Annotated in this window: 11 protein-coding genes and 1 pseudogene; 10 read left to right on the top strand and 2 right to left on the bottom strand. The window is 38.3% G+C overall.

Annotated elements, in window-relative coordinates; genetic code table 11:
* Positions 1-463 precede the first annotated feature (463 nt).
* The 10 genes and pseudogenes from proB (at position 464) to ACU6U9_RS00765 (ending at position 10,519) form a co-directional block, all read left to right on the top strand.
* Positions 464-1,584 (top strand): annotated as a pseudogene (gene proB / locus ACU6U9_RS00810) (glutamate 5-kinase).
* Between the two features lie 782 nt (positions 1,585-2,366).
* On the top strand, positions 2,367-3,143 hold the full coding sequence (locus ACU6U9_RS00805; RefSeq protein ID WP_446733191.1) for an ABC transporter permease: 777 nt from the start codon (positions 2,367-2,369) through the stop codon (positions 3,141-3,143).
* Complete coding sequence (locus ACU6U9_RS00800) at positions 3,140-3,808, top strand: ABC transporter ATP-binding protein (protein WP_446733190.1); 669 nt, start codon at positions 3,140-3,142, stop codon at positions 3,806-3,808. Before ACU6U9_RS00805 ends, ACU6U9_RS00800 begins: the two co-directional genes overlap by 4 nt.
* The gene (locus tag ACU6U9_RS00795) at positions 3,795-5,024 is read left to right on the top strand and encodes a hypothetical protein (protein ID WP_446733189.1); all 1,230 of its coding nucleotides are present in this window, start codon (positions 3,795-3,797) and stop codon (positions 5,022-5,024) included. Before ACU6U9_RS00800 ends, ACU6U9_RS00795 begins: the two co-directional genes overlap by 14 nt.
* A 2-nt stretch (positions 5,025-5,026) precedes the next feature.
* Positions 5,027-6,106 (top strand): polysaccharide biosynthesis/export family protein, encoded by a 1,080-nt coding sequence (locus ACU6U9_RS00790; RefSeq protein ID WP_446733188.1) that lies wholly within the window; start codon positions 5,027-5,029, stop codon positions 6,104-6,106.
* Positions 6,107-6,125: 19 nt separating this feature from the next.
* The gene (locus ACU6U9_RS00785) at positions 6,126-6,659 is read left to right on the top strand and encodes a hypothetical protein (protein ID WP_446733187.1); all 534 of its coding nucleotides are present in this window, start codon (positions 6,126-6,128) and stop codon (positions 6,657-6,659) included.
* A gap of 21 nt (positions 6,660-6,680) precedes the next feature.
* Complete coding sequence (locus ACU6U9_RS00780; RefSeq protein ID WP_446733186.1) at positions 6,681-7,952, top strand: nucleotide sugar dehydrogenase; 1,272 nt, start codon at positions 6,681-6,683, stop codon at positions 7,950-7,952.
* A 3-nt stretch (positions 7,953-7,955) separates the two neighbouring features.
* Positions 7,956-8,633: a hypothetical protein gene (locus ACU6U9_RS00775; RefSeq protein WP_446733185.1), complete on the top strand. Its 678-nt coding sequence runs from the start codon at positions 7,956-7,958 to the stop codon at positions 8,631-8,633.
* A 91-nt stretch (positions 8,634-8,724) separates the two neighbouring features.
* Positions 8,725-9,096 carry a hypothetical protein gene (locus ACU6U9_RS00770; RefSeq protein WP_446733184.1) on the top strand — a complete coding sequence of 124 codons (372 nt, stop codon included), beginning with the start codon at positions 8,725-8,727 and terminating at the stop codon, positions 9,094-9,096.
* Entirely contained in the window at positions 9,086-10,519 is a 1,434-nt protein-coding gene (locus tag ACU6U9_RS00765) for a hypothetical protein (RefSeq protein WP_446733183.1), read from the top strand. The genes ACU6U9_RS00770 and ACU6U9_RS00765 overlap by 11 nt, the downstream gene beginning before the upstream one ends.
* An 83-nt stretch (positions 10,520-10,602) precedes the next feature.
* Here ACU6U9_RS00765 and ACU6U9_RS00760 read toward each other — a convergent pair whose 3' ends face one another.
* On the bottom strand, positions 10,603-11,247 hold the full coding sequence (locus ACU6U9_RS00760) for a CatB-related O-acetyltransferase (protein WP_446733182.1): 645 nt from the start codon (positions 11,245-11,247) through the stop codon (positions 10,603-10,605).
* Positions 11,244-12,257, bottom strand: coding sequence for a hypothetical protein (locus ACU6U9_RS00755; protein WP_446733181.1), 1,014 nt, complete (start codon positions 12,255-12,257; stop codon positions 11,244-11,246). Before ACU6U9_RS00755 ends, ACU6U9_RS00760 begins: the two co-directional genes overlap by 4 nt.
* Positions 12,258-12,361 lie beyond the last annotated feature (104 nt).

The raw sequence follows: 12,361 nt of genomic DNA, 5'->3' as shown, positions 1-12,361 counted from the left end.
TAAGAGTGCTTGCACGACACAATGACTGTTCCTTTCTATACTTAACTCTAAGCATTATTTTACAGGTACTCATTACAAGCGAGGCACAAGCGCAGCCAAGTGCTTTTCTACCTTGTAAATCTAAACGTCACCTCCCCCGAAAATCAAAGCCCAAACCTGTAGGAGGGTGCCCCGCGCCTGATTCACAAAGGCACAAGAATACGCGAACAAACCTGTAGGAGGGTGCCCCGCGCCCGACCCACAAACACACAAGAATACGCGAACAAACCTGTACGAGGGTGCCCTGCGCCCGATTCACAAACACACAAAAATACCCGAACAAACCTCAACGTAAAACATACTAAGCACTCCCATCGCAATGTACTCACCCCATGCCCCCCCACGTAAACAGAAAAACTTATTTATAGGCTGGCCTTAATCCATTAAGATTACCCATATTCAATATCAGATAAAAACCAAACATATGTCCAGACAAGCACTGACCAGCGCCAAACGCATCGTAATCAAAATTGGGAGCGCACTGCTCACCAATGACGGCGCCGGTTTAGATAAACAAGGCATCGCAAACTGGGTCGATCAAATTGCCGCGCTTAAACAGCCAAGGTATAGAAGTGGTCCTAGTATCGTCAGGTTCAGTAGCTGAGGGCATAACTCGCCTAGGCTGGAAAAAACGCCCAAGTGCACTGCATGAATTGCAAGCGGCCGCCGCGGTAGGCCAAATGGGTTTAGTGCAATGTTACGAAAGCAACTTTGCTCGTCACGAATATTTAACAGCACAAGTACTGTTAACCCATGCTGACCTTTCTAATCGCAATCGCTATTTGAATGCCCGCTCTGCCATACGCACGTTAATTGACTTGGGTGTTGTCCCCATCATCAATGAAAATGACACCGTCATCACCGACGAGATACGTTTTGGTGATAACGACACATTAGGTGCGCTTGTTGCCAACTTAATTGAAGCTGACGCGCTTATCATACTTACGGATCAAGACGGCTTATTCACTGCTGATCCTCGTACCGATAAAACCGCCACACTCATCGAAAGTGCTCGCGCAGAAGACCCAATGATACAAGCGATGGCGGGTGACGGCGGAGTGGTTAGGCCGTGGCGGCATGATTACAAAAGTGCGCGCGGGACGATTAGCCGCACGCAGCGGTGCGTGCTCTGTGATTGTAGGTGGTCGTATTGAAAATGTATTAATGCGGTTGTTCAAAGGCGAAAGCCTAGGCACGTTATTAGTGAGCGACCAAGAACCCATGGTTGCACGCAAGCAATGGATAGCTGGCCACTTACAAACTCGTGGTGAAATCACCATTGATGATGGCGCGGTAAAAGCACTACGAGAAAGCGGCAAGAGTTTACTGCCCGTTGGAGCGATTGCCGTTAACGGGCACTTTGGTCGTGGTGAAGTGGTTGCCTGTGTGAATCAAGTTGGGCAAATCATAGCCAAAGGGTTAAGCAATTACAGCGCGCTTGAAACCCAAAAGATTCTAAAAAAAGACAGCAAAGATATTATCAAAATACTAGGTTACATGGATGAGCCAGAGTTGATACATCGTGATAACCTAGTTTTGGTTTGAAGATCCATTTGAGTAGAATAAAGAGTAACAGGTTAAATATTAAGCAGCCAATGGCTGCTTTTTTTATGGCCTAAAAAATCTGCGCCTAGGGTTATAAAAATAACGGTAGGTGTTGAGCTTACTCGCGACCCAAAAAGACGCATTGTTCATTAAGCGACTTGATAGCGAAGTGCTTATGAGGAATAGGCTTTTTGCATATTTAACTTTCCAGAATCTCTTTTGATTAGTTAGCTTAAAAAATGGTCAGTTATACGCTGTATTTGAGCAATTTAGCCTTTCATATTTAGTTAATAAACAAACAAAAAGATACTTTAATAAGGTGCTATTTAAGAATTTTTACTGATATTCAGTCTGAGTAAGAAATAGACAGTACTAATTTATAAAGATGAACTTCATCACAAAAAAATTCAACAATAGTTTAATTAACAATCAAATCAATTATAAAGCATTGGTTTTGGGTTTTATGGTTTGCACAAATATAAATAGACTATGTGTGCAAAAAAAGATCAAGGTAAATACAAATAAATCAAAGTTGCCTGAAAAATGATCAGACGTGTAAGTATTCTCCTACAAAGTTATAGGTCAATAAATTAATATGCCAAAAGTGTTGTCGTTTTGTAACGTTTTAATTTGAAGTGTCACATTTTGAAACTATAATGCGCCCCGTAAAAAGTTATGGAATTTGCAGTCAAGGAAGCTCTAACACTCTTCATGCGTTTTCATAAATCTTATCAAGTTTTATTGCTGTTTTAGGTTGTTAATTAAACAATCAAGGATTCACCGTGGCTCGCTCTTCTCTACAAATTATGAGAGACACCGTTCACGCATTATTAATGCGGGAGCTAAAAACCCGCTTTGGTTCGTCCAAGTTGGGGTATTTCTGGGCGATTGCTGAACCAGCTGCACAAGCCTCCATTATTGCAATATTATTTACCATTATTGGGCGCACTAGTTTAGCAGGTGTGCCGGTTGCACTATTTTTAATTTCAGGGGTTATGCCTTTTAAAACATTCAGCAAGACAGTGACTCAATTATCTTCGGGGATTTCTGCCAATAAAGCCTTGTTTGCCTATCGTCAAGTAAGCCCCATAGACCCAATTATTACTCGCTTAATGATCGAGCTAGCCACATTTTTTATTGTTTATATGATTATTTTAAGTGTTATGGCCTGGCTCGGACTGGATGTATGGCCGCAAGATTTATTGGCATTAATTACAGCGTCATTGTTATTGATGTCACTTGGGTTTGGTATAGCCCTCTGCATGAGTAGCGCCTTATTATATTGGAGGGACGCCAATAAACTATTGAGCATGGTGATGACCCCCATGTTTTTTATATCAGGCATCTTTTTTTGCGCCACTATGATCCCAGCCAAGTACTGGTATTTATTTAGTTGGAATCCTATTTTTCACGCCATTGAATTAAGCCGTGATGCATTTTTTGCAAGTTATACCACCCCCGTTGGCAGTTGGGGGTATTTAGCACTTACATCGCTAAGTTTTGTGACAGTTGGTTTGATGCTGTACCGCGTTAATCGCATAAGGTTTGCCACCTTATGATTAAGCTTGAAAACGTTAGTAAATATTATCCAACCAAGCAAGGGCGTCGTTATGTGTTTAAAGACGTTAATATTACGCTGCCTACCGATGTAAGTATTGCCATTTTAGGGCCAAACGGTGTGGGTAAATCAACATTGGTGCGCATGCTTGGCGGGGCGGATTATCCCAATAAGGGTGAGATTGTTAGTGATAAAAAAATCTCATGGCCGCTAGGTTTGCAGGGTGGCTTACAGGGCAGCATGAGCGGCCGCGAAAACTGCCGCTTTGTAGCACGGATTCATGGCTATAAAGACACCAATGAGATTGAGCAAAAGGTGTATGACTTTGCCGAAATAGGTGCATATTTTGATGAGCCAGTAAAAAGCTATTCAAGCGGTATGCGTTCACGAGTGGCATTTGGTTTAACCATGGCGTTCGATTTTGACTTTGACGTGTTATTAATCGATGAGCTAGGTGCCGTGGGCGATGCGAATTTCCGTCATAAAAGCCAAGCTTTATTAAAAAGTAAATTTGAAACCACCAAGTTAATTATGGTGAGCCATTCCATGGGTGAGCTACGTAAATATTGCGAAGCGGGCATCGTTGTAAAAAACCAAAAATTAATATTCTTCCCGAAACTGGAAGACGCCATACAAGAATACGAAGATACCTATGTCACAGCCTAATAAGCAAGAGCCTACGGTACAAGAGGCTAATAAGCAGCTCTCGCCGTTACAGCGTAAAGTACGTAAGTTAAAGCGCGACCCAAAACAATTTGTGGTTGATAGCAAAGCCTATGTGGGTACGCGCAAAGCGGCTTACATCGCTTGGGCCAAATTTGGATCGTTTGCTTTGGTGTTATTGGCCTCTATTTTAGTGGTAGGTTATTACACCATAGTGGCCTCTCCCCGTTATGCGACCTCTACACAATTTGTGGTGAAAGAAGCTGGCAGTAACGAAGCTGCTTTGATGGGTATTGCTGCATTGGGTACCACATCATCAGCAATGCGCGATGCGTTAATTATTAAAGAGTATGTTGAATCTCGTGAAATGGCAGAATCGTTGGATACCGCAATTGATTTAAAAGCACATTATCAAAATAGCGATTGGGATGCATTAAGTCGTTTAAGCGAAGATGCCACTGTTGAAGATTACGTAGAGTTTTATAAAAACCATATTAGTGTTCGCCATGATGAGCTATCCGACATTGTGCACATAGAAGTACAAGCCTTTACCCCTGAATATAGCCTGTTACTGGGTCAGACATTATTAGAGCAAAGTGAACGCTTTATTAATTCCCTAGGTGATAAAATGGCTAAAGAGCAACTAGCTTATGCCCAAAAAGAAGTTGAGCGCTTATACAATAATATGAAAAGCCAGCAGCAATTACTGGTGCTTTTTCAAAATAATAACGAGCTATACAGCCCAGAGCAGCAAGGCAGTGCCATGTTAGCGGCAATTGGCAATTTACAAGGCAAAATCATAACAGCTCAAGCAAAATTAAAAGAGATGTTAGCGGTGATGCGTGATGATGCAGCTGAAGTGAAAAGCCAGCGTATTTTAATTAAGTCATTGCAGCAGCAGTTAAATGAGGAGCAAGGTAAATTAACCTCAGATGATCAGAAATCGTTAAATCAAATAACGGCCAACTTCCAGGAGATTAAACTTAGCACAGAGCTAGCCACAGGCTTATACCAAGCAGGTTTATCAAGCATGGAGGTAGTACGAGCTGACGCGTACCGCAAATTAAAGCACTTACTCATAGTGCAGCACCCAGCACAACCAGAAACCGATCAATACCCAAGACGTATCTACAGCATTTTCACTTGGTTTGTATCTTTGTTATTGGTGTATTTATTAGGCCGATTGATATGGGCCATTGTAAAAGAACATAAGGAATAATCATGATGAAGTTTTTACAAGGATTGCTGGTCAGTGTTTGTTTATTGTCCGCAGTTACGACGCAGGCGCTCAACATTCAAAAAGATCAACAAGCTGAAGAAAAAAATGTATTAGTTGAACGTAATAGCACACCAGAGTTTGCGCAGTGGTTGTTTTCGGGCGCATTTACAAAGCAAGGGTTTAGTGGCGTAAATCCAGAATATCGCATTAATCAAGGTGACACTTTATTAGTGCAGTTATGGGGTGGGTTAGATTACCAACAAGAAACGCAAGTAGACGCACAAGGCAATATATTTATCCCAAAAGTTGGCCCAGTAAAAGTATTGGGCGTTGAAAACAAAAAGCTTAATGCGGTAGTACTTAAATCCATTAAGCGCGTGTACAAAGCCAACGTACAAGCCTATGTAACGCTTCTATCAAGCCAAACGGTTAAGGTGTTTCTATCTGGCATGGTAAACAACCCAGGCTTATACGAAGGCCAAAGTGCAGACAGTGTGTTAGCGTTTATTGATAAAGCAGCTGGCATCCGCAAGCACATGGGCAGCTACCGTAATATTAGTGTTAAGCGTAATGGTAAAACCGTAAAAGAGATCGACCTATACGCCTTTATTCAAGAAGGCACCATGCCAAGTGTGCAACTACACGAAGGTGATGTGATTTTTGTAGCCCCCAAAACCGGTGATATCAGCATAGAGGGTGAAGTGGGTTTTGCTGGTAAATATGAACTAAAAGGTAAGCAAGCCAACCTAAATGAAATATTAGCCGCCGTCGCCATTAACGAAAACGCTACCCATGTGACCCTAGTACAACCGTTTAATAAAAACGGTATGAAAGAAGTCAGCGCAAAGCAGTTTGGTTTAAGCGAGCTTAAAAATGTGAATATTCAAGCTGGCTCTACCGTAAAGGTGTCATCACAGTTACGGGCTAACAGTATTAGTGTTGAAGTCGTAGGTGAGCATAACTCTCAATATGAAATGGTATTACCTTGGGGGGCCACACTTGAGGAGCTACTAGCAAAAGTAGAGTTCACCGAGCTTTCAAATCAAACCGCTATTCAGCTGTATCGCAAGTCTGTGGGCTAAGCGCCAAAAAGATATGTTAATGGCATCGCTATCATCATTAGAACAAAGTGTATTGACCGCTCGCTCAGCAACTAATGAGACTGCACAGTTAAGAAAAGCCGAAGCCGAAATTATTTTACAGTGGATTGATAAAGCAAAAGATGTACAACCAAAAGGTCAAGTGTTGTTGGCCGATGGTTACGATGCCAAACAAGTCACCTTAGAACAAGGAGACCGCATTGTAGTACCCGCTAAGCAAAGCTTAATAATGGTGCACGGGGAAGTACTGTTCCCTACGGCCATTACCTACGATAAAAATATGAATACCCAAGAGTACATCAACAAAGCCGGTGGCAGCACAGCTGATGTAGACGACATGAACGTACTCATCATGAAGCCAAACGGTTCGTTCATTGATGTGAACTCAGATTTAAATGATGAAGACGAAATTCACCCAGGTGATGAAGTTTTTGTACTCGCAAAACCAGATGTGAAGTCTTTGCAATTAACCAAAGATATTATGCAAGTAATTTATCAAGTGGCGGTATCTGCTGCTGTTGTTTTAGCTTTATAGATTTTATTAGGAGACTAGAGAATGGATAACTTAAAAATTGCCGTTGTTGGACTTGGTTATGTTGGCCTGCCATTAGCGTTAGAGTTTGGTAAGAAATCATCGACTATAGGCTTTGATATTAATAGTAAGCGAGTGGAAGAGCTTAAAAAACATATCGATATTACTAATGAGTCAGATAAAAGTGATTTCGAAGGTGCCACTCATATCAGTTTTACAGATAGTATTGAAGAATTGAAAGCTGCAAATTTTTATATTGTGACGGTCCCCACTCCAGTGGATGAAAATATGGTACCGGACCTGACGCCTATCGAAAAAGCATCTGAAATGCTTGGAAGTATTATTACTGACGGTGATATTGTTGTCTATGAGTCCACCGTATATCCAGGTGCTACAGAAGAAGTAGCTGTCCCTGCTTTAGAAAAAGTATCAGGTCTTGTATTCAATAAAGATTTCTTTGTTGGGTATAGCCCAGAGCGTATCAATCCAGGCGATAAAATTAATCGTTTACCAACCATTACAAAAATAACAGCAGGTTCAACTCCTGAAATTGCAGATTACGTTGATGCCGTGTACCAAACCATTATCACAGCAGGAACCCATAAGGCACCTTCTATTAAGGTTGCAGAGGCTGCAAAAGTTATTGAAAATACCCAGCGTGATGTAAATATTGCATTAATTAATGAATTAGCGATTATTTTTGATAAATTAGATATTGATACTAATGCTGTGATTCAGGCTGCTGGAACTAAATGGAATTTTCAAAAACTATTCCCTGGCTTGGTGGGTGGTCATTGTATTGGTGTTGACCCTTATTATTTAGCGCACAAAGCTGAAAAAGTTGGGTATTACCCTGAGATTATTAATTCAGCTCGTCGAATTAATAAAGGAATGGCTAGCTATGCTGCTCAAAAGCTTGTTCGTACAATGAACTTTAAAAAAATTCATGTTGTAGATTCAAATATTTTAGTCCTGGGTTTTACATTTAAAGAAAATTGTCCCGATGTTAGAAATACAGAAGTTGCCACTTTAATTAAGGAGCTAAGCTATCATAATGCCAATGTAGATGTATATGATCCTTGGGCCAATTCTGATGAAGTATTTCATGAGTACTCACTGGAGCTAAAGGATGGCATTTATAATGGTAAAAAATATGATGCGGTTGTATGCGCTGTTGGCCATGATCAATTTAAAGATTTTTCAAAAGAGACATTGTTCGCGATAGCTAAAAATGAACATGTTGTATTTGATATGAAATCTATTTTAAGTGACTCAATTGTCGATGTGAGGTTATAAATTGTGAATTTAGAAGATATCATAATAGCGCCTAATTCAATTAATAAGCTATCTTTTACTATTAGTAAGCCAAAAAGCGAAACGAGTGTAATTGTTCGTACAAATAAAGGAGCGGTGCTTTGTCGTCGGAATATTGTCTCTGGTAAAAATGCATATAATACCGTCTTTAAAAATGATAGTAATAATGAGGTTAAAGTAAATATTCTTACGGTTGACTTTAATGTCTCATCTATTAATTTTGCTGAAGTGAATTATGTATGTGAGATATATAAAGATAGAGGTTATAAGACTAATGAAGACTCTATTACTGCAGCAATAGCAACTTACCCTCCGCGAATTAATGTATTGCCAAAAGCAGTTAGTTCCTTAATTGATCAAGTAGATCACTTGTATATTTATTTAAATAATTACAGGGATGTCCCTGAGTTTATCCTTAATCACTCTCAAAAAAATAAAATTACTTATGTCCTAGATAGTGCAAGTGAAAAGCGTGCGGCTGCTAAGTTTTATTGGGTGAATAAAATATGTGGCATTCATTTAACCTGTGATGATGATATTATTTATCCAAAAAACTATGTAAAAGAAATGGTTTCTTGTTTGTCTACTGTTGATAAGGGGAGTGTGTTGGGTGTGCATTCTGTAATATACAAAGCAAAATGCAGTCGACCCTATTGCTTCTAGAGAGCATGTGTTTAATTTCAGAAGAAAACTTTCAGTTACTCAGAGGGTTCACTTGGTAGGAACGGGCACCCTGTGTTTTAATGTGAAAACGTTGAATATTCAAGGTTTTAGCGAATTATGGAAATATGCTGCTTCTACTGATGAGTGGTTGGCTTGTTTTTCAAAAATAAATAAAATTGGTTTATATACGCCAGAGAGAAAAGATAACTGGATGCTAGCTGCTGAAGGTGTTGAGTTTGGTTTGCATGAAGAGAAACAAATTAATTCTAGCTTAAGAAAAAAGGCTTCAGATTTAATTTCATTTAATTCGCCTTGGGATGAAATTACACTTAATGATCATAATAATAGAGACGTTTATCCGAGTGCTTTTTCAAAGAAAATTAAAAAATTCAAAAAAACACCTAGTTTGTTTTTTTTAGATATGTTTAAGAAATTAAAAAAGGAAAGTGATCATGCTGTATAAACATTATGGAGATGAATCATATTCCTCTAATAAACTAGTAGATAGTGTTGTTGTTAGTGGGCAGTTTTTCTTGAAATCGAAATACGATTTTTTAGGAGAAATTGATCGAATGTTTATTGCTGGTATTGATAAGAATACTAAAAAATGTGTTTTTCTTAGAGAGTTTGATCTAAAAAATAATATTTTAGAAAAAAAAGTTTCACTTGATGCTGAGTATGATGTAAATATATTTATAAATTTCAAGTCTCGTGCTAAAGTATGGGTTGATTTTGAAAAGTTTGGGATTGTTGAGAATGGGAGTTACCGTTCGTTTGTTAAGGCTGAAGAGGGCACTTGTGTTAAGAGCCCTGTCAAAAAAATAGTTGATAGTACTCCTTCTCCTACATCTTTAGGTGAGCCTTGCAAAAAAAAGATCATTGCACGTCATAGTGTTGAAGCTGGAAAAATATATAAGTACTCCTGTCAAAGTATACTGAAGTCACATGAAAAAATAATGCTAGAAGGTTTTGATGTTGATGGTACTAGGATTTTAAGGAGAAATATTGAGACCCAGAAATCTTATAATACTATTTTTCAAACATCCTTGGATACTCGTGAAATTATATTAAAAGTAAATGATGAGGTCGACTTAGACTTGATCATTGATGACGTTAGTCTTATAGGTGATTCGTTTAAACCTGTAGAGCCTCTATCAAACGAAAGTGTTGTTGCGTGTATGGCAACCTACCCTGCTAGACGTCATATCTTTTTGGATACAGTTGATACAATTTTAAATCAAGTTGATCGCCTATATATATACTTAAATAATTATGATGAAGTTCCAAGTGAAATATTAGAGCATAAAGACTCTAAAAAAATAGAATATATTCTTGATCCAAGCAGTCATTTTAGAGCATCAGCTAAGTTCTCATGGCTTTCATCTATTAATTGTTATGTAGTTACAATTGACGATGATATCTTGTATCCATCAGACTACGTGAAAAAACTAGTCGAGTGTTCAAAGAAATACAATGATGAAGCTGTTATAGGGGTTCATGGTTCTATATTCAAGGCGTATGTTAAAGATGCGAGCAAGTGTAGAAAGAGTGTTTTTAACTTTCAGAGTGGACTAGATGTAGATACTGAAGTTCATATGCTAGGCTCAGGTACAACATTATTTCCACCGAAGGTTTTAAAATTTATTGATAGTGGTTTACTACTAAATCATCCGCTAGCGAATGACGAACTTTTAGCTATCAATATGAGGAATGAATCAATAAAGATGATTTCGCTTCACCGAAAAGAAAAATGGATGGAAGGTCACCCTGATATGGATTTTGGTATATTTGAAGAAAAGCAGTTAAATGGATCAATTAAAACAGAAGTAAGTAAAATAGTTTCTATGCATAACCCTTGGCCATCTATTCCTGATGTGAAAGTTTGAGTGCATTTGTTGTATGAAACTGCGTTTGTACTAATAAATTTAATTTATGAACATTGAGGTAGCGCTAAACTACCTCTTTATTTTCACACAGAAATTCTATGATAGTTTATTGGGGCTCTTTCTTTTGATTCTTCGAATTTTGATAATTCTTGGATAGTATGATGTATATTAATTAAGTTTAGCTTCAATAAATTTTCGGGTTTAATCTCCCACCACTTTATTATTTTTAACTGTTCAATTGTTTCGGGCGGAAATCTGCTTCTTATGAGTTTAGCTGGAATGCCTCCCACTATTGTATAAGGCTCAACGTCTTTTGTAACAACTGCACCACCGGCTAAGACTGCTCCGTCACCGATTGTTACCCCACTAGAAATCATTACATTATCGCCAATCCATACGTCGTTACCTATTATAACCCTTCTTATAGGTGTTTCTGATGCTAGCTTTAAAGATCCTTGAGGGATTAGGTGCTCAAAAAATGGAGATGTTGATAGGCCATTTATATCATGGTTGCCTAGGCCAATTGAAACGTTTCTTCCTATAGAGCAGTACCTGCCAATCTCGCAGTAAGAGCGAATTATTCCAGAGTTTATATAAGAAGAAAAACCAAAGAAAATAGTACCAAAAATTTCAGTATTATTGATTTTAACATTATCTTCAGCAAAAACTAAGAAATTTCTGCTTTTAGGGTTGTTGATTTTTGGTTCTGTTCGCTTGAGTATTTTCATTTTATATCTTTGAAGAATTTTTTAGGGTTTAAAATAAATTTGTTTACTTTTCTGGTAAATCTGTCGACGAATGGCTGCCTTGTGTATGATTTATTTTTTAGGTGAAAAGGTAATTCTATTTTTAATGGGAGTCTGTTGTTTTTTTTAGTCTGCACTTGCTTGAAAATTTTTTCTAGTAATTTTTGCCTGTTAGTATTGTTGTTTTTTTTATATTCAGTATGTTTTCGAGTATTATGGTGTAAATGTATTGTATACGCATAGTTATTTAAATTCTTTACGCTATACCTTAAAAAGTGTTTTCTAAATCCTTTCAATTCTGATGCTATTTTTGAAGGTCTATCTTCACAGTGATCGTTCTCGAAATCATATTTTCCATAGGAAATAGATAGCCTATTGAGTAATTCTAAATCCTCCCCCATGTGGCCTACAAACTCTTCGTCAAATGCACCGATATCTAAAAAGTGTTGTTTGTTGCAAAGTATGGTCGAGGTTGCCATTGCAAAGTGTTCAATGCTGTTTACTTCTAAGTTTGTAGCATCAACCCATGCTTGTTCAATAGTTTGGTTAGAATAGTTTTTTAAGTTCTTGGTGTATTGCTGGCATAAATATAAACAGGGGTACATTTCAAAGCGGTTTGTTTGTTTTGAGATGCCTGCTATATGGTTAGGTATGGCTTTAAATAATTGCTCGCTACCTAATAAATCAATATCCCAAAATAACAGGTGATTTTTAGTGCAGTGCTTGACTGCGAAATTACGTGCTATGCCCGGTGAGTAAGGGGTGGTAGGTGTGTCGTAATCAATGATGATTATCTTGTTGTGTACAGGTAACTTTAGGTTATTAATTATGTGTTTGGCTTGCTTTATGTAGCGAGGTTTGCCTGATAGAGCAATGATGTGTTCGGCGTTGGCTAATCCATTGCAAGTGTTGTTTAGGCAGGTCTCCAACCGTTTTAAAATATAGCGAGTCTCAAAGGTGATATGCACTGGGTATATAACGCTTAAATCCACGGGGGCTGGCTGCCTGTCATAAAAGCCAATATGATACCAATTTCAGCGCTGTTTGGCATGGCGATTTTTGCTTGATTAAGGTATATTTCTGCATCAAATTTAAT

The organism is Pseudomonas sp. HK3, from assembly GCF_052920985.1.
The sequence above is the reverse complement of the archived record's forward strand: the minus strand, read 5'-3'. Positions and strand labels throughout refer to the sequence as shown.

Bases quoted from the DNA above. Each gene is read 5' to 3' on its own strand.
- ACU6U9_RS00800 (WP_446733190.1), top strand. From the start codon at position 3,140: ATGATTAAGCTTGAAAACGTTAGTAAATATTATCCAACCAAGCAAGGG.
- ACU6U9_RS00795 (WP_446733189.1), top strand. From the start codon at position 3,795: ATGTCACAGCCTAATAAGCAAGAGCCTACGGTACAAGAGGCTAATAAG.
- ACU6U9_RS00790 (WP_446733188.1), top strand. From the start codon at position 5,027: ATGATGAAGTTTTTACAAGGATTGCTGGTCAGTGTTTGTTTATTGTCC.
- ACU6U9_RS00785 (WP_446733187.1), top strand. From the start codon at position 6,126: ATGGCATCGCTATCATCATTAGAACAAAGTGTATTGACCGCTCGCTCA.
- ACU6U9_RS00780 (WP_446733186.1), top strand. From the start codon at position 6,681: ATGGATAACTTAAAAATTGCCGTTGTTGGACTTGGTTATGTTGGCCTG.
- ACU6U9_RS00765 (WP_446733183.1), top strand. From the start codon at position 9,086: ATGCTGTATAAACATTATGGAGATGAATCATATTCCTCTAATAAACTA.
- ACU6U9_RS00760 (WP_446733182.1), bottom strand. From the start codon at position 11,247: ATGAAAATACTCAAGCGAACAGAACCAAAAATCAACAACCCTAAAAGC.